Source organism: Streptomyces sp. NBC_00102 (assembly GCF_026343115.1).
Classification (GTDB): Bacteria; Actinomycetota; Actinomycetes; order Streptomycetales; family Streptomycetaceae; genus Streptomyces.
Window position 1 is genome coordinate 242,943 of sequence record NZ_JAPEMC010000004.1, and the last position, 26,000, is coordinate 268,942.

The 26,000-nt window shown below is 70.6% G+C and carries 14 protein-coding genes and 4 pseudogenes; 13 read left to right on the forward strand and 5 right to left on the reverse strand.

The genetic code is table 11. From position 1 onward, the window contains the following. Positions 1-84 precede the first annotated feature (84 nt). A complete protein-coding gene (locus tag OHA55_RS34165; RefSeq protein ID WP_266713965.1) occupies positions 85-1,020 on the reverse strand; it encodes a phosphotransferase in 936 nt (311 codons plus the stop codon). A 757-nt stretch (positions 1,021-1,777) separates the two neighbouring features. Here OHA55_RS34165 and OHA55_RS34170 point away from each other — a divergent pair. The 4 genes and pseudogenes from OHA55_RS34170 to OHA55_RS34185 all read left to right on the forward strand — a co-directional run bounded on the left by OHA55_RS34170 (position 1,778) and on the right by OHA55_RS34185 (position 6,204). Further along, positions 1,778-2,194, forward strand: coding sequence for a hypothetical protein (locus OHA55_RS34170; protein WP_266713967.1), 417 nt, complete (start codon positions 1,778-1,780; stop codon positions 2,192-2,194). 113 nt (positions 2,195-2,307) lie between these two features. Further along, positions 2,308-2,669, forward strand: a pseudogene (locus OHA55_RS34175) (transposase family protein); the annotation flags it as partial. A 444-nt stretch (positions 2,670-3,113) separates the two neighbouring features. Then, the gene (locus OHA55_RS34180; protein WP_266713969.1) at positions 3,114-5,768 is read left to right on the forward strand and encodes a hypothetical protein; all 2,655 of its coding nucleotides are present in this window, start codon (positions 3,114-3,116) and stop codon (positions 5,766-5,768) included. A 163-nt stretch (positions 5,769-5,931) separates the two neighbouring features. Beyond that, entirely contained in the window at positions 5,932-6,204 is a 273-nt protein-coding gene (locus tag OHA55_RS34185) for a hypothetical protein (RefSeq protein WP_323180544.1), read from the forward strand. 682 nt (positions 6,205-6,886) lie between these two features. On the opposite strand, the pseudogene OHA55_RS34190 reads toward OHA55_RS34185, so the two are convergent. Together OHA55_RS34190 and OHA55_RS34195 are read right to left on the reverse strand one after the other, a co-directional pair. Beyond that, positions 6,887-7,631: pseudogene (locus tag OHA55_RS34190) on the reverse strand (transposase family protein). A gap of 317 nt (positions 7,632-7,948) precedes the next feature. Further along, positions 7,949-9,187 carry an MFS transporter gene (locus tag OHA55_RS34195; RefSeq protein WP_266713971.1) on the reverse strand — a complete coding sequence of 413 codons (1,239 nt, stop codon included), beginning with the start codon at positions 9,185-9,187 and terminating at the stop codon, positions 7,949-7,951. Between the two features lie 372 nt (positions 9,188-9,559). On the opposite strand from OHA55_RS34195, the pseudogene OHA55_RS34200 reads away from it, so the two are divergent. The 9 genes and pseudogenes from OHA55_RS34200 to OHA55_RS34240 form a co-directional block, all read left to right on the forward strand. Then, positions 9,560-10,753 (forward strand): annotated as a pseudogene (locus OHA55_RS34200) (IS1380 family transposase); the annotation flags it as partial. Positions 10,754-10,799: 46 nt separating this feature from the next. Further along, positions 10,800-12,052 (forward strand): IS3 family transposase gene (locus OHA55_RS34205; RefSeq protein WP_266704634.1). Its coding sequence is split into 2 segments (ribosomal slippage): positions 10,800-11,082 and positions 11,082-12,052, totalling 1,254 coding nucleotides; the frame shifts between segments, so codons are not numbered across the junction. Positions 12,053-12,080: 28 nt separating this feature from the next. Beyond that, positions 12,081-12,329, forward strand: a pseudogene (locus OHA55_RS34210) (transposase); the annotation flags it as partial. Between the two features lie 210 nt (positions 12,330-12,539). Beyond that, complete coding sequence (locus tag OHA55_RS34215) at positions 12,540-13,076, forward strand: hypothetical protein (RefSeq protein WP_266713973.1); 537 nt, start codon at positions 12,540-12,542, stop codon at positions 13,074-13,076. A gap of 352 nt (positions 13,077-13,428) precedes the next feature. Further along, entirely contained in the window at positions 13,429-13,758 is a 330-nt protein-coding gene (locus OHA55_RS34220) for a hypothetical protein (RefSeq protein WP_266713975.1), read from the forward strand. 546 nt (positions 13,759-14,304) lie between these two features. After that, positions 14,305-14,592 (forward strand): hypothetical protein, encoded by a 288-nt coding sequence (locus OHA55_RS34225; RefSeq protein ID WP_266713977.1) that lies wholly within the window; start codon positions 14,305-14,307, stop codon positions 14,590-14,592. 322 nt (positions 14,593-14,914) lie between these two features. Then, on the forward strand, positions 14,915-15,310 hold the full coding sequence (locus tag OHA55_RS34230; protein ID WP_266713979.1) for a hypothetical protein: 396 nt from the start codon (positions 14,915-14,917) through the stop codon (positions 15,308-15,310). Between the two features lie 826 nt (positions 15,311-16,136). Further along, a complete protein-coding gene (locus OHA55_RS34235) occupies positions 16,137-16,475 on the forward strand; it encodes a replication-relaxation family protein (RefSeq protein WP_266713981.1) in 339 nt (112 codons plus the stop codon). A 289-nt stretch (positions 16,476-16,764) separates the two neighbouring features. Next, positions 16,765-17,712 (forward strand): helix-turn-helix domain-containing protein, encoded by a 948-nt coding sequence (locus OHA55_RS34240; RefSeq protein WP_266713983.1) that lies wholly within the window; start codon positions 16,765-16,767, stop codon positions 17,710-17,712. 33 nt (positions 17,713-17,745) lie between these two features. Here OHA55_RS34240 and OHA55_RS34245 read toward each other — a convergent pair whose 3' ends face one another. Further along, positions 17,746-21,444 carry a S8 family serine peptidase gene (locus tag OHA55_RS34245; RefSeq protein ID WP_266713985.1) on the reverse strand — a complete coding sequence of 1,233 codons (3,699 nt, stop codon included), beginning with the start codon at positions 21,442-21,444 and terminating at the stop codon, positions 17,746-17,748. Positions 21,445-21,630: 186 nt separating this feature from the next. Beyond that, complete coding sequence (locus OHA55_RS34250) at positions 21,631-25,914, reverse strand: S8 family serine peptidase (protein ID WP_266713987.1); 4,284 nt, start codon at positions 25,912-25,914, stop codon at positions 21,631-21,633. Between the last annotated feature and the right edge of the window lie 86 nt (positions 25,915-26,000).

Below are 26,000 nucleotides of genomic sequence, written 5' to 3' on the forward strand. Positions count from 1 at the left end.
GCCGAACCGGTCACCCATGAGGACTGCGCCCACGGACGGGGCACCCCGGCCTCGGCCCCAGGGCCCACGAGACGAGACTCCCGCTCAGGCGAGCCGGTAGTCGACCCACATCCGGCCGGCCTCCGCCGCGCGGCCCCGATACGCGCCCAAGGCGCCGCCGGGACCGTGCGTGTGGTGCCAGGTCCAGTAGCCGGTGAGGGCCACCGCGAACGCGTCCGCAGCCTCGGAGGCCACCGCCCGCCAGCCCGGAACGCGGCCGGCGAGCACAGTTTCCGCCCCGGCCGGAGTGTGACCGGCGAGGATCAGCTGCGGGACGAAGAACGCGGCATCCACCCACGCTGCGCCCCGGGCTCCCCACGACCAGTCCAGGATCCGGGTCCGCCCGGTGTCGAACTCGCTCAGCATGTTGTCCGCGCGCAGATCGCAGTGCACTAGCGTGTCCCCGGCGGACAACTCGGACAGCCGCTCGGCGTCGTCCAGTTCTTCCAGCCGGGCGCGCTGCGAAGCGGTCCACGTACCGTGCCCTACCGACCCGGGCGGCTCGGCCGCGAGCCGCCCCCAGTGCCCCGCCAGCGTCGACAGGGTCTCCCCGACCTCCCCGGCCCCCGGTACCGGACACGGCGTCAGCTCGCGCTCCAGCGCACCCACGGCATCCAGCACGCCCGTCAGATCCGTCGACCCGGGCCGCAGGTCGGGTTCCCGGCCCCGGACAGCCTCGAAAGCGTTGACGATCCAACCGGCGGTCACCAGCGACCACAGAAACTCCGGAGCGATCGCGACCGGCAGAAATCTCCCGACCATGGCCTCCGCCCGGTGGTGCGACGCCGTCCGTGCGGCGACCGGCGAAGCCTTCAGAAACACCTCTCCACCGGCGTACGTCACCCGCGCGGCAAGCCCCCGGGTGAACCCGCCTTCCGGGTGGACGACGTCCACCACCCGTCCCCCGAGCCGCATCTGCACCGCTTCCCGCACCTCGCGCGGCAGGTCCTCCCACCGCACCCTTACCGAGGCCGCGCTCATCGATCAGTCCTTCCGAGGGTCTGGTTCTCACCGCCAGGAACACGCACCGAACTCGGCAGCGAGCCTTGCTGATCGAATGTCCCGCACACTGCCACCCTCATTCATAGGCCGAGCCCTTTCGGCACCGCTCGCCCGCTGGTGCTCAGTCGGAGCCATGACGGCCGTGACTGGCGGGTATCGATCCCCGGCGACGCCGCCCGCCTGCTTCAGGTTTCAGCCGTTCCGCCGCGAGGTCCGGCTTCTCGACACGTCCCCGCGGCAGCCGGAGGACGCAGAGGCCGGCGGTGGGTGTCAGCGGGGCCGCCCACCAACTGACTCTCACTGCGCGGAGCACCGCAACCGCGCGGATGAGAAGCAGAGATTTCGTGGGGGGAGAGAGCCGCCGGTGAACGAGGAAATGCAGGCCGCGCTGGACCGGGCGCGGTAGAGCCTGAACGAGACGGGCGACTTTCGCGACCTGACCAGGGCCGCGAAGACTGCCGAGGAGATCATCGCGGATCCCGGCAGTACCACGTTCCGGACCCTGGAGCGACGCCGGAATGCGGTATGAACGCCAACCGTGCTTTCCGTGAAGTCGCCCTGACCAGCGAGCTTTCGCCACAGTCGCACGTGCTGGTCCCGGGCGGGAGTCTGCGGTCTTGATCGTCCGTCAGCGGGTGGCTTGGAGGTCCCGTCCCGCCCGCGCACAAAGCGTCGCGCCAGGGCGATACGCTGACTTCGTGCGACGGGGACGGCGCATGAGGGGGAAGGGGCAACCTTGATCGACGGACCTGATGAGAGCGGTCAACGAGACCCCGAGCCGCGACCGGACCTGGCGCGGCGCTCGGCACCGTTCCTGCCCGCTGACAGCCAGATCCGGCAGGTGTTCATCTGCCAGAGCGCGCCGAACTTCTTGTACTTCGTCGTCACCTATCTCACCGGACTGACGATGTTCGTGAACAAGTACCGTTGTGTGGCGGTCACCCAGGACGCCATCTACGTGTTGGAGAGTGACAAGCTGTCCGGCGGCGCCGGCCCCCGGCGTCTCGCAGGCACGATGCCGCGCCAGACTCAGCTCGGTCCGGTCTCCGGCCGTTGGGGACAGGTGAGCATCCTTGGCGAGCGTCACTGGGTCCACAAGCGCTTCCACGCACAGATCGCTGCTGCGGACCGGGAGAGCGGTCTCGCTCACTGAGCGTTTTCACAGTGGCCACCGGTCGGGTGACGGCGGCGAGGCCGCGACGCACGAGGCACCCGAGCCGGTGAGGGAGACGTTCGAAGTCTCAACTCATCAGCGCAGATGCCTCGTTGGTTCCCTGTCCTGTCGCACTCCACCTGCCTCACGCGCTGGTCGAGTGGGTCACGATGCCCACCGTCACCCGCGAGGGTGAACGCCGCTGCGAGCTCCCACCGCACCAACGTGCGCTCGTCGCTCTGGTGTACCTGCGCGAGCACGACACCCCGGCCGAGATCGCTGCGGCCTTCGGCATATCGGTCGGTACCGCCCACGCCTACACCACCGCGGTCATCGGCCTCCTGGTCGACCGGTCACCGGGCCTGCTGAAGGTCCTGCACGAGACCGACCGCAGTACATGCTGCTCGACGGGACGCTCGCCGAATGCGACCGAGTGGGCGACGGCCAAGCCGACTACTCGCACAAGCACCGCCGGCCACCGCCGGCGAGGCGGCCAGTACCGTCAGCACAGCAGTGGAGTCCATCTCGTACCGCGTCGACTGCATCAGTGGTGCGCACCCGAGCGTGAACAGCACGATGCCCGCCGGCTTCCACCACCACGCATAAAGGGCAGGCTGCTCCTCGACGCGCTCCAGGCTCTCCCGGGCCGGGGACGGCGACTGTGTGCCTGCGATGATCTCTTCCAGCAAACGTGTGCACGGCCGATGTGGTGGTCCTCGACATCGATCTCCCTGCACGCCGATTCGGGCCGTCCCCCGCAAACACATCGATGACCGGGCCGGTGGAGAAGGCGCGCTTCGAGCCCGGAAGAGGAGGATCCTGGGGCGTAGGGCCAACTGCCCATACCGGACGAGGGAGCGTGCCTCGTGTGCGGGGCGTGGCGGCCTCGAATCGCCGGACCAATTCCCAGACTTCCCGTATGAGACATATGCGTTCCTCGATGACGCGCCGTGGGCGCGTGCTCGGGCGGTGGACCGCCGGGGGCCTCGGCGCACTGGGATTGGCAGCCGCCGGCCTGGGCCTGCCGACCCATGCTGCCGCAGCCCCGACGGCTACCGCCCCGACGGCCGCGGCCCAGGCTGTGGGCGTACCTCTGGTCGACGAGACGTTCACCGGGGCGACCGCGATCGCGGGGTTCGAAGCCTTCGGCCCTGCCTGCCTGACCGGGGCGCCCGAGGGGCCCGCCCCCGGCCCCGGGACCCACCCGCTCACCGGCTGCCCGACGGGCGCCACCGGTCCCGTCCCGCCGAACGACGCGGCGCCCAACGGCTACCTGCGGCTGACCGACGCCTCCAGGGACCAGTCCGCCGCGGTCCTCTACAACCACGCGCTTCCGGCGAACCAGGGGCTGGTCACCACCTTCGACCAGTGGCAGTACGGAGCGACGACCAACCCCCCGGCCGACGGCATCTCGTTCTTCCTCATCGACGGCGCCGCGTCGCTCACCGCGCCCGGAGCCTTCGGCGGCAGCCTCGGCTACGCGCAGAAGCTCCCCGACGACGACCCGGACGCCACCTTCCTCCCGGGCGTCAACCGCGGTTACGTGGGCGTCGGTCTGGACGTTCTCGGCAACTACTTCGGTGACTGGGAGCACCGCGGCAACGGCTGCGCCACCCGCTCCCCGGCGGGTACGGCGTTCCGTGTCCCCGCTCCGGGCGCGAACATGGTGACGCTGCGCGGACCGGGCGACGGTACCGAGGGGTATTGCTTCCTCGACGCCACGACGAGCAACTTCTCGGCGACGGGGCCCTGGCCCTCCACGCTGCCGGGGCAGCTCCAGGGGCCGACCGCCTCGGTGCCGCCGGACTCCACCCCGCTGGAGGCCGAAGCCCTGCTGGAACCCTCGCGGCGCACGGTGACCGTCGAGATCTCCCCCTCGCCCGACCCGCTGATCACCGTCGCGATCGACTTCCACGACGGCAACGGCACCCAGCAGGTGCTGTCGACCCCGGCGCCCCAGCCGATGCCCGATACCTTCAAGTTCGGCTTCGCGGCGTCCACCGGGCTCTTCACCGACGTCCACCTCATCCGCAACCTCACGGTCCACCCCGCAGCCGCGCTGCCGCAGCTCAACCTGGTGAAGCAGGTCTCCCAGGAACCGCCGCTGCAGACCCCGCTCGCGCCGGGCGACCAGGTGCCCTATGAGTACGTGGTGACCAACACGGGCACCGTACCGCTGACCGGCGTGACCGTGACCGACGACCGGGTCACCGGCGTCAGCTGTCCGCAGTCCACGCTCGCGGTCGGCGAGACGATGACCTGCACCGGCACGTACACGGTCACCGCCGCCGACGGTACGGCGGGCTCGGTCACCAACACCGCCACCGCCCAGGGGCAGGCCGGCACCACACCGGTCGAGTCCCCACCGGACGACGTGACCCTCCCGGTCCAGGCGGGACCCGGGGTCCGGCTGGAGAAGTCGGCCGACGACACCGAGGTCTACCGCGTCGGCGACGAGGTGACGTACACCTACACCGTCACCAATACCGGCCCGCAGCAACTGACCGGGGTCGGCGTCACCGACGACCGCGTGAGCCCGGTGACGTGCCTGGCGACCACCCTCGCGCCGGCGGGGCAGCCGGGCGACAGCACCACCTGCACCGGCACGTACACCATCACCGAAGCCGACGCGGTCCAGGGATCCGTCACCAACGTGGCCACCGCGCACGGACAGTCCGGGACCACCCCGGTCGAGTCCCCGCCCGACGACGTCACCCTGGTCGTCGCCTCCGAACTGTCCCTGACGCTCGACAAGTCGGCCGACGACACACGGGTGTACCAGGCCGGCGACGAGGTCACCTACACCTACACCGTCACCAACAGCGGCGACACGACCCTGACGGATGTCACGGTCACCGACGACCTCGTGACCGACGTGACCTGCGATTCCACCACGCTCGCCCCGGGTGCCACGACCACCTGCACGGGTACGTACACGATCACCGCGGCGGACGCGGCGCGGGGAACCGTCACCAACCTGGCCGCCGCCGCCGGACAAGCCGGCGGCACGCGGGTCGTGTCCCCGCCGGACGACGTCACCCTGCGGACCCAGCCGCAGGGGGAACCGGGGCTGCGGCTGGTGAAATCGGTGGACGACGCGCGCCGCTACCAGGTGGGCGACGCGGTGACGTACACCTACACCGTCACCAACACCGGTCCGAGCGAGGTGACGGGGGTCACCGTCACCGACGACCACGTATCCGGTGTGACGTGCGCGGAGACCACCCTCGCCCCGGCCGGGCTGCCCGGTGACAGCACCACCTGCACCGGCACGTACACGGTCACCGGAGCCGACGCCGAGCGCGGCTCGGTCGTCAACATCGCGGTGGCCACCGCGGAGAACGGCACCGTCCAGTCGAACCGGGACCGGGCACGCATCACTGTCGGGAAGAAGCAGCCCTGCCACCACTGCGAGCCGAAGCCCTGCGACCACGACGCGTACGGCGATCGGAAGCCGTGCCACGACGAGCGCGACGCCTACGGCGAGCACGATCCGCAAGAGAAGCAAGATGAGCACGGCGTCTACGGCAACGCCGAGCCGTGCCACGGGAGGAGCGGCTGCCGCACGAAGTGAAGCAGCCGGCCTTACACAGCGGGCACCCGTCACCTGGTGGCGGGTGCCCGTCCGCTGTCTCCCCCGCGAGCGCGGCTGCTGACATTGCGGCCGAGGACGTCGGCCCCGCCCTCTACAGCGACAGCCCCGCCCTGGCCGGCTCGACGACGACGCCTGGACCCGGATGGCCAACGCGAAGGCCAGAGTCGACGCCGGGAACCTCCTCCCGGACGACTCCCCGGAACTGACCGCCATGTCGATCCGCACCAAGGCCCGCCGGCTCAAGCAGCGCGGTCGCGGAGCGCTCCGGGCGTGGCAGGCGAGGGCACGGCACCACAGGGCCGACAGTAAATCCGTCTCGCCCACAGCCTTCACCGCGGCCACCATTCGAGGCGTTCACCAGAAGGCGCCTGGGGAGCGGGGGATGGGCAGCCACTGCCCACTGGGCATGGCGTAAGTCGTCCCGAGCGGGTGTTCGTGGGGAGCGGCTCCGGCTGGGTCATGGCTCGTTGGACGGGTCACGAGTTTCCAGTCGCGTGCCCGTCTCCCATTCGGCGATCAGCTGCCCCCGGAACTGCTGGCGGCGTTCAAAGCACGCTGTGCCTTGAACGGTCTCGAGCTATGTGAAGGGCTGGCGGAAGCGTTGGAGCTCTGGCTCTCCGCTCCGGGCCCGGTGGAGGGCGAAGCGGGTGCTGTTGCCCGGGACTTGGCCGAGCGGGCGTCCGAAGCTCTCGACCAAGGCCGCTGTGACACCGCCCGTGTCCTGGTCACCCCTCGCGCACGTTTACCTCCGCCGCTGACTCCCACCCGACCTGACAGCCTCGACGACCCCTCGGGCCGGACCAGTACTCGCGGCCGAGATGCCGTGTCCCCGGGGGCCTCCCGTTTCCTGGGGCCCAGCCGCCCGCAGGCCCGCACTGACCAGACAAGCCGCCCCGTCAGCGGAACGCTGACACGGTGTTGTTCGCGTCGCCGGGCTGCGCGGCGAGCGAGTGCCCGGTCTCCGCGAACGCGGCGAACGGAACGCTCAACGTGGCGAACGGCCCGGCACTCAAACCTCCGGCCATCGTTGATGAGAGCGGACATGAGCGCTGGGCGAGCCTAGGAGCGACCGCCACTTGATGGTCAGTGAACCTCTTTCATCCTGAACAGTCGCAGGTCAGTAGCGTGTGGACGGCTTGGACGATGGTGCTGATGCGGCGGGTGGAGCATCTGGCTCGCCGGAGCAGTCGCCAGGACTTCAACTGGGCGAAGGCGCGTTCGCCGGGGGCTCTGAGTCGGGCGTGGTCGTGGTTGAACTGTTGGTAGTGCTCGGGCTGTTCGCGGTGGTGGTAGTACGGGCTGCGGAAAGTGGCGCCGGCGCCTTGATAGGCGCGGTCGGCGAGGACGAGGATCTGCCGGGTCAGGCACGCCTGGACGATGCCGTGCGCGCGGGCTCACGTCAGGTCGTGGGTGCGGCCGGGTGTCGCGCGGGAGAACCAGAGCGGTGTCCCGTCGGGACGGGCGATGACCTGCACGTTCATGCCGTGCTTGCGGTGCTTCTGCGAGTAGCAGGGCTGGTCTGTGCGGATCCGGTCGGCGGGGATGAGGGCGCCGCCGACGATGACGTGATCACCCTCGCCGAAACTGGTGAGGGCTTCTTGCAGGCCGGGCGCCCACGCGGCCAGGACATCGAGGGTCTCGTCGACGTAGCGCCAGGCGGTGGCCTGAGATATCCCGAAACCTGCTCCGAGCTGCGAGAACGTCTCATTTTTGCGCAGGTGGGCAAGAGAGCAACGCCTGCTTGAAACAACCGAGCTTGCGCCAGCGGGTCTTGATCCTCAGACGGTGCTCGTACAGCAGCCAGGAAACATGCTCGACGAGCTCGTGAGGGATGTCGAGCATGGCCGGATACGGAACCAACAGGGCCCTTCGGGTCGCCGGTGTGATGAGTGGAATCACCGTGCCAACGACGAGGGGCCCTGCCTCGTCACCACACCCGCTGACCAGCCCATTTCACTCCTGCGGAACAGGATGAAAGAGGTTCACTGACCGCCTATGACCACTGACGATAACGCCGGGCGTTCGGATTGCTCGTCTTCGGAGTCATCTCACTTGGTGGCTTCAAGCTGTGGGACGCGGTGAGGATCGTTAAGTGTCTGGCGGCGGGTGGGTTGTGGGAGAGCCGTTCCAGCACGCCCTGGGCGGAAGCGAGGACCTGGTCATGCCAGAACAGCGTCCTGCCCTGCTGCTGCCGCGCGGCTCTGCTCGGCCCACCGGACCGCAGACGGCATCGCCAATCCCGCAAGCACGAAGACGCCGCCCAGCGCCAGCCAGCCGGGAACGCCCCAGGTGATGCAGAACAGGGCCAGGACCGACGGCGCCAGGGAGCTCGCCAGGCCCGTTCCGGTGGCTTGAAGTCCGGAGTACTGACCCTGAGCCCGGGCGGGCGCGAGTCCGAAGCTCAGCTCGAACGAGGCCGCCGCGTGCCAGAGCTCGCCGATCGTGTGCACGACGACACCCGCGACGATCAGCACGGCGGCGAGCCACCCTGGCATCCCCGCAGCAGCCGCGATCGCCGCCATGCCGAGCAGGAACGCCACGCCGGAACGGACCGCGCCCCGTCCCGCAGAGGCGTTGTCGACGACACCCCGGCTCGCCCGTACCTGGAACGCCACCACCATCAGCGTGTTGACCACCCCGCATGCCCCGATCAGCCAGTGGGGTGTTTGGCTGTGGCCGACGATCCACAGCGGTAGCGCGAACACCAGAACGTGTCCCTGAAGCGAGAGGAGCGAGTCGAGCGCGGTCACCACCGCGTACGGGAGGTCCTTCAGGACGCCCCACTGGCTGGCAGAGGGCGCCTCCGATGCGGACATGGGCTCCGGTTCGCGCACAGGCGGCAGGTGCGGCAGTCGGGTCACAATGGCCGCGCAGAGCAGGAAGCTCAGGGCGTTGGCCAGGATCAGTGCCACGTACGCGCCTCGCGTGTCCACCTGCACCACCACGCCGGCCATGACCGCACCGCACGCTCCGGCGAGGTTGGCCGTCGCCCGCAGGTAGGACCGGTACTTCGTCGGGTTCGGCCCCGCGAAGCCGCGCGTTAGCGGCCCCCGGGCCGCAGCTCCGGCCGAGGCCGCGAACTGGGTGAGCGAGATGGTCAGGACGAACGCCCAGAACGAGTGCACCAGCACCAGCGCCGCCATCGCCGCGGCCTGCACGCACTGGATCACCAGGTACGTCTCACGCGGCCCGTGCCGGTCGGCCACCCGCCCCGCCGGCACCCCAGCCACCAGGCCCACCAAGGCCGCCACCCCCATGGCCAGACCGACCTGCGTCACCGACAGGCCGACCGAGCGGGTAAAGAACAGAGCGGCGCCGGTCATGAAGAGACCATTGCCGATCATGCTGATGAACGTTGCCAGCGCCAGCGTCCGCCGCGGCCCGCGTTCGAGCAGCACCCCTCGCGCGATCAGCCACGACGGCCGAGGCCGCCACCGTGACTGCGGTGGTATGCCCGCCGACGTGCCGCCTGAAGCCTTATCGGTCCTCATGGTGTGCCGGATTCCCCCTCCTGAAAGCCCTCTTGCCGCCCAGGACTATGCACGGGGCCAGACCCGCAGCGAAAGCCAATCTGACCTGGCGAAATGTCACATCTGTAAAGGGAACTCGAGGCGACCGCCAGCAGTTGTGCTGAGTGACGGGGCGCCGGTTCTCCTTACATCCGTTCAAGGCCGCCTTAGCCTCGCCGTTTCGTTTGGTTACGGGAGCTGTTGGGGCGGAAACGCGAAAGTGCCTTCCTGACCTGGGACGATGAACCTTGCTGAGGGGTTCTGTCGGTCCAGGCGGAGGGCACTTTCTACGTGCAGGCTATCGGGTTGCGTCCCAAGATTCAGGTCAGCGCGGATGGTTCGGGGGTGGTCGGTCATGCCGGGGCACGGTTGCTGGCTGATCTCGCTGATGCCACCGGGCTCACCGCCGCGTACTCCACCGCGCTCAGGCCGCTTCGGCCGCGTGGGACCGGGCATGATCCGGGCCGGATTGCCACTGACCTGGCAGTGATGCTCGCCGACGGCGGTGAGGCCATCGCGGACCTGGCCGTACTGCGGGACCAGGTAGGGGTGTTCGGTTCGGTCGCCTCGACACCGACGGCCTGGCGACTGCTCGCCGACACGGATGCAAGGACACTGGCTTCTCTGCGCTCGGCGCGTGCCCAAGCCCGGGAAGTTGCCTGGCTGCAGGCCGCCGAGCAAGGCGAGGGCATACTCACGGCCCGGGCCGCGGGACGTATTCTGCCCGGGCTGGTCCTGGACCTCGACGCCACGCTGATCACCTGCCACTCCGAGAAGGAGCTGGCCGCACCCACCTATAAAGGCGGCTTCGGCTTCCACCCGCTGCTGTGCTTCCTGGCCAACACCGGCGAGGCACTGTCGGGCCGACTGCGTCCTGGAAACGCCGGTGCCAACACCGCCGCCGATCACATCGCGGTGTTGGACGACGCCCTCGCGCAAATCCCGGACGCGCATCGGCACGGCACCGACATCCTCGTCCGCACCGACAGTGCCGGATCCGCGAAAGCCTTCCTCGCCCACGTCCGCGACGTGCGGAAACGAGGAATCCGTACCTTCTTCTCGGTCGGATACGCGGTCACCGAGCCGGTCCGCCGCGCTGTCCGGGCCATGCCTGAGCGCCTTTGGTATCCCGCCCTTGACCAGGACGGGACTCTGCGTGATGGTGCCGAGGTAGCCGAGCTGACCGGCATGGTCGATCTGGACGGTTATCCGGCCGGCACCCGCATCATCGTGCGCCGCGAGCGGCCGCACCCCGGAGCCCAGCTGTCCCTGTTCGACCAGGACGAGGGCCTGCGGCATCAGGTGTTTCTCACCGACACCCCGTACTCCGGCGGCGGTTCCGCCCAGTTCCTGGAGGTCCGCCACCGCGGACATGCCACTGTCGAGGACCACATCCGGTGCGGCAAGACCACCGGCTTCGGCCGCTTCCCCTCCCGAGACTTCGGCGTCAATGAACCGCCCCGGGTCGAGTGGAGACTCAATTCCGTGAAAGGATTGAGTCATGGCACGCCCTTCCTCTTATCCCGTTGAGCTGCGCAAACGAGCGGTTCGTATGGTCGGCGAGGTCCGCGGTGACTACCCGAACGAGTCGGCTGCCGTGCGGGCGGTCGCCCAGAAGCTCGGTATCGGTTCGGCCGAGACCCTGCGGAACTGGGTCAGGCGGGACGAGATCGACTCCGGGCAGCGTCCGGGCACGACGTCGGAGGAGTCCGCGGCGATGAAGGCGTTGAAGAAGGAGAACGCCGAATTGCGCCGCGCGAACGACATCCTGAAGGCTGCGGCGTCTTTCTTCGCGGCCGAGCTCGACCGGCCACACACACGCTCGTAGCGTTCATCGACGAGCACCGGGCCCGCTTCGGCGGTGTCGAGCCGATCTGCCGCGTACTCGCCGAGCACGACTGCAAGATCGCCCCCTCCACCTACTACGCGGCGAAGAAACGCGCCGCCGAACCTTCGGCCAGACAGGTGCGGGACGCCGTCCTCAAGGACGCGATCACCGAGGTCCACGAGGCCAACTACCGTGTCTACGGCGCCAGGAAAGTCTGGCGCGAGCTGCACCGACAGGGCCACACCGTGGCCCGGTGCACCGTCGAACGTCTCATGCGCGAGCTCGGCATCACCGGCGCCGTCCGCGGAAGGAAGGTCATCACCACGATCCAGGACAGCAGCGTCGAGCGGGCACCGGACCTGCTGGACCGCAAGTTCGTCGCGTCGGCCCCCAACCGCTACTGGGTCGCCGACTTCACCCACGTCAAGACCTGGTCGGGGGTCGTCTACGTCGCCTTCGTCGTCGACACCTTCTCCCGCCGGATCGTCGGCTGGTCCGCTGCCACATCGAAGGAGACCAAGCTCGTCCTGGACACTCTGGACATGGCCCTGTGGCAACGCGACCGCGATGAACACCCCCACCGGCGCGGCGAGTTGATACATCATTCCGATGCCGGGTCGCAGTACACGAGCTTCCGGCTCGCCGAGCACCTGGCAGCCGCCGGCATCGCCGCCTCGATCGGCTCGGTCGGCGACGCCTACGACAACGCCCTCATGGAGTCCGCGATCGGCCTGTTCAAGACCGAGCTGATCAAACCGGGGCGCCCCTGGAGGACTCTTTCCCAGGTCGAGCTCGCTACCGCGGAGTGGGTGGACTGGTACTGCCACCGCCGGCTCCACGGTGAAATAGGGCACATCCCACCCGTCGAATACGAGACCAACTACTACCGCGCGACCACGAAACCCCAGGTCACAACCGCAATATGAAGTCTCTACCGAACCCGGGGCGGTTCACAACGCCGTCTGGCTCGAACTCAGCCTCACCGCGATCGACCTGCTCGCCTGGACCCGCGTCCTCCTTCTGGACGGGGAGCTGGCCACCGCCGAGCCGAAGAAACTCCGCTACCGGCTCCTGCACGTCGCCGCACGCCTCACCCGCGGCGGTCGACGCCTCCACCTGCGTATATCGGCGACCTGGCCGTGGAGACACGAACTGGCCACGGCCTTCCACCGCCTCGCCGCACTGCCCCGACCCGCCAGCTGACCGGCAAGCCTCCGTCCGCCCACAACCCGAAAGAACCCGGAGAACCCGACCACCGCGTCGGGACTCCGACACGCCCCAGCACCGAAATCACCTCGGCCACCCAACAGTTGGCGATCATCGACGCCGCCTCAGGCCAACCGAAACGGCGAGGTTAGCACCCTTTCCGCAGGCGCCTTCGGCTGACCGGGACCGCAGAGAAGGGAGACGCTCATGAAGCCGCCGTCGCTCGCCGTCCTCACGAACGCGTTCTACGACCTTCACCGCCCCGCCTACCACGCGTACGCGGCCGCCCACCTCACCCCGGAGGAGGCACAGGTAGCCGTCTCCCAGCTCTTCGACCTCGTCGCCAGCACCTGGACCACCGTCGTCGCCGAACAGCACCCCTCCGCCTGGGCCTGGCAGCGGCTCACCCGGGCTGTCGCACGCCGCAGCGGCCACCCCTCCAACCCCGCCGAGGACGCCTACGTCCTGCGTACCACCCTGCTGCTGAGCATCGATCAGATCGCCACCCTCACCGGAACCGAGCCCGCGACCGTCGTCTCGCGCCTGGCCGCCGTCGGACGAGCCCGGGCCGCGGCCCCCCGGCCGCCCCGGCGAAGTCCGTCGCCCCCCGTACCGGGACAGACGATGCACCAGACCGATCCCGCACTCCGGCACACCCCGGTGCCGGCCGGACATGACGGACCGAGCTCCCAGACAGGTGACGTGACGACGAGGACCGCGAACTCCCTGCCGCACCTCGCGTAAAAAGCCGCTTCCCGAAACCGTCGTGCGGTCGGCGGTCCGCGCAGGCGAAATCCCATGGCGGCGCCAACCGCCACGCCGGTCCGGGGCAGCCGCCAGCCCGCCGCACCACCCCTCGAAGACAGCGCCTCCGCCCCCCAGCCGGGCACCTTCGACTCCCCGCCTCACCCGAGGGCCTTCTCACCCCGCCGCGCCGCAAGGCGCTGACCCTTCACCTCGGCAGCCCGCCCCATCACACGAGCACCTGGCCCGTGCTCCGCCTCCTGGCCGCTCCGGCCGAGGCGGCAGTCGATGCCCGGACGCCCGGCACCCGCGCCCTCACCGACGTACGCGCCACCACCGAGAGGACTTCCCCATGCCCACCGCCCCCCAGCCCCCGCAGCGGCCGCCCGCCGACCAGGCTGCCGCCGGCGGCCCGCCCGACCCCGACCCCGCCCCCGCCCCGGCCCCGGCCCCGCGCGCGGGCGCGGGTCCGGCACCGACGGCGTCGGCCTTCCCGCAGTGGGCGAAGGTCGCCCTGGTGTGTCTCGCCGTCGCGGTCGCCATGCTGTTGTGCGGCATCGCCGGTCTTATCGTCCTGGTCCGCCCCGGCGCCTCCGGACCCCTCGACACGATGCTCACCGTGGGCGGCTTCCTCGTCGCCGCGGCGGCCCTGGTCGTCGCCTGCGCCCGCAGACAGCAGTGACCCGACCCCACGCCGCCCGGCCCGGTGCACGGACTCCACGTCCGAACGCGGCCCACCGCGGGCAGACCGCTTCCAACCGCCGCCCGGGACGCGGCCGGTAACCCGCACCGGACCGGGACGTGCGGCGCCCTGCCCGCACGCTGCGGCGGAGCGCCCCGGTCACGCCGCCCGCGCGCCGACTCGTCCAGCTGCACAACCGGGCACGCACACCCGTAGCGCCTGCCCGCCCACGGCCAGGGCGGCGACGGTCTTTGCGGACGCTGTCCTCAACTCGCCCGCGCAGCCGGCCCGCCGAGTCGCGACGGCCCGGTGGCCCCAGAAAAAGCCCGGTCGCGGACCGTGGCATTTCACGGTTCCCACCCCATAAGTCCTTTAAGGGAGAAGGCAGGCGCTGTCCTGTCCTGCCGCATGGTGCCGCTCGGCGCTCGGCCCCCGTTTCCGGATCGCGGGGGCCGAGCGCCGTTCCTGTCCGGCCGGGACTGCACCAGCCGCCGGACCAGGCACCCCTGTACCTGTCCGTACACACCGTCGTCGAGGGGAACCCGTATGACCACCGTCCCGCAGCCGTCCAACGCTCCCCAGTTCCAGCAGCCGGCCACCGGCCCGGCACCCGCCCCCCTGCCTCCGGCTCCGCCCGCACCAGGCTCCACACCGTCCTGGCTCGCACCCGCCGTGTGCACCGTCGCGGTGGCATTCCTCTTCCTGACGGGTGTCGTGGCGGCCGTCGTCGTTCACTCCTGGCCGGGCGCGCAGACTCCGTTGACCGTGATGGCCGAGGTGGCCGCGGTGCCGGGCTCGCTCGCCGCTCTGGCGTCCCTCTTCCGGAAGGGGTGAGCGCCGAGCCGAAGCGCCCCGCGTGTGCGCCTGCGGGCTCTGGACTTGTGCCGGGTTCGCCCGGCGCCGTCCGTACGGCCCGGGCCGGGGGGCGGGGGATCGCGGGGCGACGCCGCCCCCGGGCCCGGGACGACCCCGGCCGCCCCCGCCGCCCGTACGGCGCCCGCCGCCGTACGGGCCGCCGTCTGTACGGGGCCCGGTGTCCCGTCCGCGCCTACTGGTCCGGCGGCCGGAATGCTCGCCCGCCTGCCGGACCTCCCGCACCCGCATCCGTCACGGCGGCCACGGGTCGGGCCTCCCGTCCGCCTCCTGCGAACAGTCCGTGACGTCTGGACGTGCGGATTCGATGTACTGCCGACCCGCGTGCCGGCAGAAGGCCTACCGCCGCCGCCTCGCCACCGCCGCGCCTGTGGCCGCCGTTCGCCCGCTCCCGGCCGCGCCGCCGAAGACCGCACCCCGCTCGCCCGCCGACGAGCTGCTGGAAGCCATGGCGCCCTTCACCGCGTACGGCACAGGGATCTCCCAGACCCTCTACAAGGCCCTCTGCCGCCTCCAGTCCGCGACCCGCCACCACCCGCCCAGCCCCCAGGCCCTGGACGACGCCCTGGCCCGCCTCACGTCCATGAACCCCGCCCGCCTCAAGATCCCCCCGACCGACGAGGGGGCATGCCTGCGCGCCGCGCTCCACCGCCTCCACAACCAGCACGCACAGCCGTAACACCGGCTGCCGGTGCCCGTACCCGCCCCGCCCGGCGGAGTCCTGCCTCGCCGCCCCAGGGCGAGCCGGCGGACCAGCGCGCGGAACGCGCCGTGGCCAGCCGACTCCCCGAAAGGGAGCCGGTCCCGGCGGTCGACCCGCGTTCGTGATCCCGCCCGCACGCCCGCGCGATGCGCACTCCTCTGACGCTTCCTCACCGTCTGAAGCGGATCCGCGACCCCCACGCGAACTCGAAGTCGTCCAGGAACCTGGCCTCCAGCTCCTCCTCCCACCGGCCGCGCAGACCGAACGTGTCCAGGGGAGGTTTTTCTGATCAATAGGACGTGGTCTGGCCTGGGCTGATCATTTTGGTGTCTGTGGGTGGTAGCGCTTCAAGCTCCGGCCGCGCGGGCTCGGTGATGGAGGCGAGGAGGTCGTGGGCTGCGTGCTGAGCTGGCACTTGGCCAGGTGGAGTGATCGTTGGTCAGCTGTGGTCAATTTGCCCGAGTGGTGATCAGTTTCGTTGAGTCTTTCCTATGCGCTGGTCGTGGTGTTGGTGTTAACCCAGTACGGGCGATGTCCATGCCTCGTGGATCCCAGTTGCGGAGCGGGGCTGGGCTGCGGTCACCGTAGTGGTGTACCTCGAGGCTGCTGGAATCACGGTCAAATCCGCTCGTGAGGTCGCCATCGGTCTCACGGGCCCACTCCTGGACCTGGCCTGTACCGCAGGGAAGATTTGCGGTCTGGTGGCTGGTCTCGGCCGCGGGGGCTGTGTACGTCTCCGGTTCCGGCGGTACGTCACCGAGATGACGTACCGCCAGGAGCTCCCGCCGAGCACGCGCTCGCGGTGACAGACACGATCGACGCGTTCCGCCAGTCTCCACCCCTTCCCACGAAACCCATCGCCCGCCGTGCCGGCACCGGGCCGGCGGTGGCCGCGCAGGCCCGGGTGCTGGCGGCCCGGCCCCGGGGTCTGGGGCATCTGCGGGGGTGGGAGACGGAGGTCGCTCTCCCCGTGGCGGGGACGTTCACGACGCCGGCGCGGGGGAGTCTGCGTGCGGACGCGGTGCTCCAGGCGCCGGAGGACGGGGTCCCGGTGCTGTTCGTAGAGGTCGACAACCACACCGAGCCCGCCGCCGTGGTGGCCAGGAAGATCGAACCGGGTAGGGACCCGCGTGCACGGTGATCCGTACCGGCACTCAGCCAGTGGCGAGGGCGGCCGAAGTGCCCGCACCGGCGGGTGGAGGCGACGGGGTTCGTACCGGTGCGGGTCACCCGCCCAACTGCGTACGTCAGGTGAGGAACCGGCCCCGGGCCACCGTCCCGATGAGCGTCACCGCGTACCGATTCGCCGCGGGACACCGCAGTGCTGTCGAGGGTTGATCCCGGGATTGATCGGGCACCGCGTGGCTGAGACGCTCGGGCTTACCATGCATTCGGTGCCCGATGGCCACCGGACAGCGGAGGGCGGGGGCATGGAACTCGACGAGCTCGGCCTCGTGCCGGACGAAGCGGCGGTCTACCGGCTGCTCATCGCCCGGACGTCGGTCCGTGCGGAAGAGATCGGCGACGCGGCTGGCCTGCCCGCCGAAAGGGCCACCGCCGCACTGCGCTCCCTGGTGGCCCGTGGCCTCGTCGTCCGCGCCGCCGACGGCCAGCGGTATTCCGCGGCGCCCCCGGCCGTCGCGCTGGGCGCCGAGCTCGCAGCGCACCGCGAGCGGCTGCAGCGCGCCGAGGTGACGGTGGCGCGGCTCGCGGAGACGTACCGCATGGCGACCGCGGACCGTGCCCAGCGCGAACTCGTGGAGATCGTCGAGGGCAGCGAGGCCATCAGCACCCGCTACCGGCAGTTGCAGCTGTCCGCACGCAGCACCATCGACATCTTCTCGGCGGGCAGGCCCCAGGCGGTCACCCCGGCGGACAGCGAGGAGGTGACGGCCATGGCCCGCGACGTGCGGGTGCGTGCCGTCATCGACCAGGGCTTCCTGCGCGAACCGGGTGCCGCGGAGAACGTAGCGCAGTCCCTGGCCGACGGGGTCCGGGTCCGGACCGTCACCGAAGTGCCGTACAAGCTGATCCTCTGCGACGAATCCGTGGCGATGCTGCCGCTGCACGGGCGGGACGCCGACGTCGACCCGGCGGTCGTGCTGCGCGGCGGCCTTGCCCACATGGCCCGGGAACTGTTCGAGCAGGTGTGGGAGCGCGCCAGCCCCTACCAGGAGGCGGCGGGCGTCGGCTTCGACCCGGTCGACGTGCACATCCTGCGACTGCTGCTCGCCGGGCTCACCGACACCGCCGTTGCCACGCAGGTGGGTCTTTCGGCCCGGACCGTGCAGCGCCGCATCCAGCTGATGATGTCCCACGCCGGTGCGACCTCGCGGCTCCAGCTGGGCTGGTACGCCGGTCAGCATGGGTGGGTGTGACCTCCCCCGGCTACACCCACCCCGCCCCTGCCGCTACTTCAGCGTGATCGCCCGGCTCACGTCCTGGCCGATCGTCAGCCCGCCCGGCGCCCCGGCCGTCGCCCGCAGCGACACCGACTTCGCGTCGCGCGGTGTGTCCAGGACCGTCGTCCAGCTGCCGTCACCGGCCCGCTTGAGCTTGGCGTCCTGCCAGGTCACCCCGTCGTCGTACGAGACCTGAAGGGCGGCCGACGTGGCAGCGGTCGCCCCGTCGTACGTCGCCGAGCGCAGGCCCAGGGTGAGGCGCTTGCCCGCCCTGGCCGTGCCCTGCAGATCCGTGTCGACGTCGTAGTCGAGGTTCAGCATCGGCACATTCGCACGGGCCGTTCCTGTCGGCAGTGGCTTGTAGTCGAAGCCCCACGTGGTGCTCGTGCTCGTGGTGCCGGGCCAGGCGGCGGTGGTGCGCTGCCCGGTCGCGATGAGCTTGTACGAGCCCGCCGACAGGTTGTACGCACGGCCCGACTGGGACTTGGACGTGGCCAGCTGGGTGTCGCCGCGGTAGAGCGTGGTCTGCTTGGTGCCGCCGCCGGCCCCGACATGGCCGTCGTCACCGCCGGACCACATGGCGACGTTCCAGCTCAGGGTGTTGGTGCTCGTCTGGTAGGGGACGTACGTGTCGCCCAGGCGCGGGGCCTGGACCGGCTTGAACCAGGCGGCGTCATAGCGGCGGCCACCGGCGTACGAGTCCGTCGACGCGCGCTCGAAGTAGCCGTCCGCCGCTCCGAGTCCGGTGTGCTGCTCGTACCAGGACCCGACGGCGGTGGTGTTGCCGGTGACGTACTCCGTCGTCGTCCGCGACCACTTCTCGTAGGCGTCACCGCCCAGACCCGCACCCCACGCCGGGATGAAGTAGCGCCCGCCGTAGCCGAGGGTGCCAGGCGCCGCATACACGCTGTTTTCCACGCGGGCCAGATCGTGGTCGTCCGGCTTGTACGCCAGGGACTTGTCCGGGATGACGTCCTTGAACTGCTGCACCAGGTCGTAGCTGTAGTCCGGGTACTGCTGCTGCTTCACCCGCAGCCGGCCGCTGCCCGACTTGGCCTCGGAGATCAGGCGTGCGCCGTCGCCCTGCCGCACGGAGGCGACGGTGAGCCCGTCGGCGCCGCCGTAGCTCTGGTACAGGCGTCCCGGGGTGCTGTTGACGACGACGAGCAGCGTCGCGCCCGCGTCGGCGGCGGCCTGTGCCCGCGCCGCCGGGGTGACGTCGCTGGTGCGGTCGACGATCACGGCCTTGCCGCGGACGTCGAGGCCGGTGTAGTCGGCCGCCGTGCCCCGGCCCGCGTACACGGTGCGCAGGGTCGACGAGCCGTCGTGGTACGCGGTGTCCGGCTGCGCCGTCAGCTCGATGTCCCGCCCGTTGCCGGTCTTTGCGTCGAGCGCCTTCTGCCGCAGCCGCCAGTGCAGGAACGCACGCATCGAACCGTCCGACACCTTCTTCGTCGGCGCCAGGTACAGCGAGTCGTACTTGGCGGCCAGTATCCAGGAGGTGGACCAGTTGACGCCCGCGCCGTCGTCGTAGGTGCGCTGGAGGTTGAAGACGGCCTGCGTCTCCTCGCTCTCCCGCTCCGGGACCGCGTACGCCTTGCGCACCTTCGTCGCGTCCAGGTCGGCCGTTCCGGACGAGTGGCCTTCGCCGAGCGTGGCCTCGTCCGAGATCAGCAGCGCCTGGCCGAGCGAGTCGGCGGTGTCGCCGGGTACCTCGACGTAAGCGGTCGTGGTGTAGCGGCCGGGCGGCAGGCGCAGCGTCTTCTCACCGTCGACGGCGATGATGTTGGACTCGCTGGAGTCCGACGTGTGGAGTGCGACGTTGCCCGACAGCGGCTTGCCGTCCCGGCCCGTCAGCTTGATGGTGTAGTCGTACATCTCCGCCTCCTTGAAGAGGGCGAAGCCGGTGTGCGCGACCGCCTGGCCGGTCGCGGTGTCCGTGGCGACGACATGGCCGGAGAACGTGGTGCCCGCGGGGACCTTGGACGGGTCGAGTGTCAGGGTCACCGTGGCGGTGCCGTGTGCGGGGACCGTCACCGAGGACTGTGACAGCGAGTACGCGTCGGCGTCCGTGTCGAGAGCGAGGGCCAGCGTGACGTCCGCGGCGCCGTCATTGCGGTAGGCGACAGTGCGGGTCTCCGTCTGCGCGTCGGCGTTCGGCCAGTCGTACGCGGCGGCCTCGACGGAGCCCGTCGCCTCGATGGTGGCGCTGATGGCCGAGGCCACGTTCACCCGGCCGGTGCCCGCCGCGTACGGCGTCTCGGCGGTCTTGTCCGACGTCGACATCAGCGCCTTCTTGATGCGCTCGCCGCTCCAGTCGGGGTGCCGCTCCTTGAGGATCGCTGCCGATCCCGCCACGAGCGGCGTCGCCATCGACGTACCGCTCATCGTTCGGTACAGGCCGCCCGTCCAGCCCGGCACCGACTGCGAGGCGGCGGCGGACACGTCCGTGCCGGGGGCGGAGACGTCCGGCTTGAGGCTGTGCGTGCGGATCAGCGGGCCCTGGCTTGAGAACTCGGCGCGGTCGTCGTTCCTGTCGACCGCGGCCACCGTCAGCGCGGAGGCGGCGGCGCCCGGGGAGCCGATGGTGCCCGGGTCGTAGGCGTTGCCCGCGGCGATCACGAACAGCGGGCCGCCGTCCGCGGAGAGCTCGTTCACGGCCTGCGACGTCGGGTCCGTGCCGTCGGACCCGTCAGGGGTGCCGAGGCTCATCGACACGATGTCCGCGCCCTGCGCCTTGGCCCACTCCATGCCCGCGATCGAGTACGACTCCTCACCGGTGCCCTCGTTGCCGAGCACCTTGCCGACCAGGAGGCGGGCCCCCGGGGCCGCGCCCTTCTCCTTGCCGCCGGAGGCGGCTCCGGTACCGGCGATGGTGGAGGCGGTGTGCGTGCCGTGGCCGTTGCCGTCGTCGACGCCCTGGCCGGGCACGAAGCTCGCGGTGGCGTCGACCTGCCCGACGAGGTCCGGGTGGTCGAGGTCCGCGCCGGTGTCGAGCACGGCGACCTTGACGCCCGTGCCGTCCAGGCCCTGCTGCCAGGCGTCCGTGGCCTTGATCTGCGCGGTCTCGGTGGCGAGCGAGGCCTCGACCTTGCCGTCGAGCCACAGCTTGCCGATGCCGCCCGACAGGGACTTCGGGTCGGAGCCGGGCGCGATGTCCTTCCAGAACGACGTGGTCCGGCCCTTGTCGGCGCGCAGCGCCTTCGCGTGGATCGAGGACAGCGTACGGACCGACTCGGTGCCCTCGGGCGTGACCGGGACCTTCGGCTGTGCCTTCGCCGTGCGGACGGCGGCCGGGGCGGTCGCGATCACCGGAACGGTGTCCGTGTGTGCGTCGTCGTACCCCATCGCCACCAGGCCGGTGACGTTGAACAGCCGCTCGTCGAGCTTCCCGGCGGCGAGCAGAGACATGGCCTGGCGCGGGATGACGTAGGTGTCGTCGCCGCGGGTCTGCACCTCGACGCCGTCGGAGCCCGCCCCGGCCGGGTCCACGGTCACCACGTCGTGGTTCCCGGGCAGGTCGGTGTAGTGCACGAGATCACCCGTGACGAGGGTGATGTCGTAGGACGTGCCGGCCGGGGCACTGGCCCCGGCCCCGGCGGCCGGATCGGCGTCGGCCGCCGGGGCGGTGACCGATCCCCACCCGATCAGCGCCATGGTGAGCGCGGTGGCGGCGGGGAGGTATCGGCGTCTGGGTATGGATCGCATGGGAACGGTTTATCCGGTCCGGAACACCTGGCGCACCGGCGGAGGGTGTCGAGTTCCCGCCATGGCGAAAACCGGACGCCGGCATTCTCCTGGCCGACGGCTCACGGATGAGGCCGTCGGCCGACGGCCGGGGGAGCGGAGGTGCCTTCCCGGCTGCCCGCGAGCGGGCAGCCGGGAAGGACACGGTCAGGACGGCAGCTTGGCGATGACGATCTTCGTCGATCCCCGGGCCGTCACGTCGGTGGCGTAGAACGCCACCTCACCCCGGTTGTTGATGCCGAGGCCCTCCAGGGGCACCCAGTGCTTGCGGTCCACCATGGAGCCGATGTCGTACATCCGGCCCTGCGGGTCCCACAGCACCGCCGTCTCGATGTCGGGCTCGAACTCGGCGGTGCCGACGATCCAGCCGGCGTCGTTCACCGCCAGCGCCTGGGCGTCGAAGCCCAGGTCGGGCAGCCGGGTCATGGTGCCGCCCGGCTTCAGGACGAACGCGTCGTCGCCGCTCTTGCCGACGATCACACCGGACGCGTTGACGCCCTCGGCGGTGCTGTCGGTCATGCCGGGCAGCGTGCCCAGGTCGGTGACCGAACCGTCCATGCTCCACTTCACCGCGTGGCGGACACCCGCCTTGTACGAGTGGCCGACGATGACGCCCGACTCGTTGATCGCGAGCGGCTCGGTCAGGGTGCGCTGGTCGGTCAGGTGCTGCAGCTTGCGGAACCCGTCCTTCGCGGACCAGATGAACGGGTCGTTGACCTGGAGGCTGCCGCCGGTCGCCGGGTTCTTGATGTACCCCGTGGCGTTGCCGACGACGTTACCGGCGTCGTCGACCGCGAAGCCGCGGTCGAAGCTGTACGCCTCCCAGTCCGGCAGCGGCAGTGTGGTGAGCTTGCCGTCCGCGTCCCACACGGCTCCGCGGGTGCCGCCGGCCGTCAGCGTCACCTGACCCGTGGTGTACGCACCGGACCGGCTCAGGCCCAGGGCGCTGCCGTTGCGCACCCCGGTGTTGTCGAGCAGCGTGACGCCGTGCTCGGCGTCCCAGCGGACCGGCCGGGTGACCGCGGAGACCTGTGCCGAACCGGCTACCTGCCCCTGGTCGTTGAAGCCGAAGCCGCTGGCCGGGCCGAAGGACCCGGTGACGTCGAGGGACGGCACGGTGACGTTGCCGAGCAACACGTCCGCGCTGCCCAGGGGCGTACCCGCGTCGTTAGCCATCGAGAACCGGCCGATCAGACGGCGGCCGGCCGGCGGCACGGCTTCCGCGACGAGGCGCCCGGCGATCGTCATGGACTGCCCAGTGGCCAGCTTCACCGGCTTCTCGTCGTCCACCGTCACCGCACCCAGCGACTTCGAGAACATCGTGTCCTGGATGTCGAACTCCGTGGAACCGGAGGGCACGTCGGTGCCAGCGATGTACAGGTAGTAGTAGCCGGGCTTCGGGTTGTTGATGGTCAGCGACTCACGCGAGCCGCCGTGCGTGGACGAGGCGACCAGGGCACCGGACTGGGCGACCAGGTACAGGTCGAGGTCGGCGTCCTCGTCGGAGGCGTTGCCCAGCACGACCTCCAGGCGGGTCGCGTCGCGCGGCACCGTGATCTGCTTGCCGGTCATCGCCTGGGAGGAGACGGTGGGCCGGGCCTGCGACAGGGCGCCGAGCGAGCCGCCGGTCGCGTGCGCGGTCACCGGCGCGAACCGGTTGACGGCGGTGAAGGCCTGCTGGGTGGGCGCGTGCAGGGCGGCCTCGGCGACCACGGACGACGCCGGGTCGAACGTGGCACCCTGAACGGCCGCGCTCAGCCGGTACGGGTTCTCCATGACGGGCGACGTGCGTCGCGCCTCCACCTCGAACTCCCAGATGCCGGGCATCGGCTGCTCGTAGGTGCGCGAGGCGGGGTCACAGGTCCCGGCGTCCGAGAAGTTCGTGTAGCAGAGGCTGACGGCGGTCTCGTCCACAGGCATGCCCTGCGGGTCGACGGCGAGGAACCGGGTCTGGCTGTCGCCCGCGATCCCGCTCAGGTCCACCTTCAGCGCCGAGGCACCCTCGGTCACGGACACGAACACCGAACGCGTCTGGTTGCGGTCCACCGACCCCTTGGAGCTGACCGTGTACGAGGACTTCGCCGGGTCGGCGGCGGCCACGACGGTGACGGGGACGAGCTTGTCGACACCGGGGGTCGTCGGGTCGTCGACGAGCAGCAGCGCCGAGTGCGCACCGGTGGAGCCGGTCCGCGCGCGGACGGTGACGGTGGTCGCCTTGCCCTTGCCGAGCACCACGACGGGCGGGGCGCTGAACGTGCCGTCATTGCCCAGCCACGACAGCTTCGCGACACCGCTGCCGGAGCCGGTGCGGGTCAGCCGGACGTCGTACTCCTTGGTGCGGGTGGTGGTCTGGCCGCCGTCCTCGGGGGCGCAGCGGTTGTACACGCCGGTGCCGGACTTCGGGGTGGCGAGCATTCCGGCGAGCGCCCCGCACACGGGGGCGTCGACGGTGTACGACGTCGGCTCGGAGCCCTTCGCCAGCAGCTTCCACGCCGCCGGGACGTTGATGAGCCCCGCGCCCTGCGCGTAGGCGGGCTGGTCGTCGAGGAACGTCGCCGAGCTCGTCAGCGCGGAGCGCAGCGCGGCCGGCGTCACCTTCGTACCGGAGCGCCGAGCAGCCGACAGGAGCAGCGCGACATCGCCCGCGGCCTGCGGGGACGCCATCGACGTACCGTTGAACATGCCGTATCCGGCGGGCAGTTCATAGCCGGCGTCCGGCACGCTCTCGCCGGGCATCCAGGTGGGTATGGACGACACGGCGGCGCCCGGGGCGACGATCTCCGGCTTCATGCCGCCGTCCTCGCGCGGCCCGCGCGCGGAGAACGGGAACAGGGACTGGGAGGCCCGCACCCGGGAGCCGTAATCGGCCCACCAGGTGTCCTTGCTGACGGACGCGCCGACCGCGAGCACCTTGTCGGAGACGGCGGGGTCGGCGACGGTGTTCATACCGGGGCCGTCGTTGCCGGCCGACGACACGATCTGGACGCCGTAGTCGTCGATGAGCCGGTTGTAGAGCACGGACCGTACGTTGTTGCCGTCGTTGAGGGCGGGCAGTCCGCCGATCGACAGGTTGACGACGTCGACGTGCTGGTTCACGACCACGTCGATCATGCCCTCGGCGAGCGCGTACGCCGTGCAGCCGGACGCGAACAGGCAGACCCGCTCGGAGACGATCTTCGCGCCGGGTGCGGCGCCGTTCATCTTCCCGCCGAACAGCCTGTTGCCCGCGCTGATCCCGGCGACGTGCGTGGCGTGCGCTCCCGAGACGATGCCGATGTTCACGTAGTCGGCACTCTTGCCGACGTTGGCGCCGCCCAGCGGCGACAGGTCCACGTCGTCGCGGTACTCGACGGTGAACGGCATCGACTCGGTGACGGGGGTGCTCGGGTCGTCCGTGCCGAACGAGGCGAACTTCCCGCTCTTCGCGTACGGTTCGACGATGTCGCCGTCACCGAAGGTGTGGTCCAGGTCGGCGTCGACCCACACGCGGTGGTCGGCGGGCCGGTAGAGGACGGCGAAGGTGTCCTTGTAGTCGCCGTCGCGGTTCACGTCGCCGCCCAGCTCGCCGCCGTACGTCGTGCTCTCGGCGAAGGTCTGGAACTCGTACGTGCCGTCCGGCGCCTTGTAGTCCACGCCGCTGAACCGGAACGTGCCGCCGGTGGCGGTGACCGTGCGGCTCATCTGGAGCCACGTCGGGTCGGCGTCGGTGAGCGGGTCGGTCGCCGTGACCCAGTTCTTGATCTTCGGCTCGCCGGTCGTGGTCTTCTGCAGCGCGGGATGCGCGGCGTCCACGCCGGTGTCCAGGATGCCGATCGTCACGCCGCGCCCGTCCCAGTTGCGGTGAGCGGACGTGAAGTCGGTGGCGCCCGTCTCGCCGGTGGGCAGATACGGGTTGTCGGCGGGGGTCCCCTTGCCGGGCGCGGCGGGAGTGCTGCCGCTCTTCGTGCCGGACGAGCCGTCCTGCTTCCGGTCCGCACCGGTGATCGGCGACGGGTCGGGGATCTTGAACGTCTCGTTCAGGTCGACGGCGCGCACCGAGGACAGCCCGGCCAGTTCGGTGACCTTGCCGGTGGGCACGGTGGCGCGCACGTAACCGAGCTTGTCGGTGACGTCGCCGACGGTGCCGCCGAGCTGGGTGATGCGGCGGCGCACGTCGGCCGTGTCGCCGCGGTCGGTGGCCAGCATCACGGTGACCGTGGCGGCCTTCTTGCTCTCGGCCTTCTGGAGCAGGGTGCGGTCGTGCGAACCGAGCTTGTCCCGCTCGGACTTGAGGGCCTGCTTCGGCACGTCGGGCACGGCGGCGCCCAACGGGCTGGGCACGGAGGCCGCTTGGGCGGGAAGGGCGGACAGGCCCAACAGGGGACCTGTCATCCCGGCTGCGAGGACGGCGGCGGTGAGCCGTCGTCTGGCAGGTGTTGCTTTGCGGAACATGGTTGTCCTGCTCCTTCCGGGGTGGGTGTGCTCCCCCGGGTCTACAGAGTCGGACGGACCCCGCGCACCACATGGAGGCGGCGAGA

Excerpts from the sequence above, each read along its gene's own strand:
- OHA55_RS34165 (WP_266713965.1), bottom strand. The coding sequence starts at position 1,020 with ATGAGCGCGGCCTCGGTAAGGGTGCGGTGGGAGGACCTGCCGCGCGAG.
- OHA55_RS34180 (WP_266713969.1), top strand. The coding sequence starts at position 3,114 with ATGAGACATATGCGTTCCTCGATGACGCGCCGTGGGCGCGTGCTCGGG.
- OHA55_RS34185 (WP_323180544.1), top strand. The coding sequence starts at position 5,932 with ATGGCCAACGCGAAGGCCAGAGTCGACGCCGGGAACCTCCTCCCGGAC.
- OHA55_RS34215 (WP_266713973.1), top strand. The coding sequence starts at position 12,540 with ATGAAGCCGCCGTCGCTCGCCGTCCTCACGAACGCGTTCTACGACCTT.
- OHA55_RS34220 (WP_266713975.1), top strand. The coding sequence starts at position 13,429 with ATGCCCACCGCCCCCCAGCCCCCGCAGCGGCCGCCCGCCGACCAGGCT.
- OHA55_RS34225 (WP_266713977.1), top strand. The coding sequence starts at position 14,305 with ATGACCACCGTCCCGCAGCCGTCCAACGCTCCCCAGTTCCAGCAGCCG.
- OHA55_RS34240 (WP_266713983.1), top strand. The coding sequence starts at position 16,765 with ATGGAACTCGACGAGCTCGGCCTCGTGCCGGACGAAGCGGCGGTCTAC.
- OHA55_RS34245 (WP_266713985.1), bottom strand. The coding sequence starts at position 21,444 with ATGCGATCCATACCCAGACGCCGATACCTCCCCGCCGCCACCGCGCTC.
- OHA55_RS34250 (WP_266713987.1), bottom strand. The coding sequence starts at position 25,914 with ATGTTCCGCAAAGCAACACCTGCCAGACGACGGCTCACCGCCGCCGTC.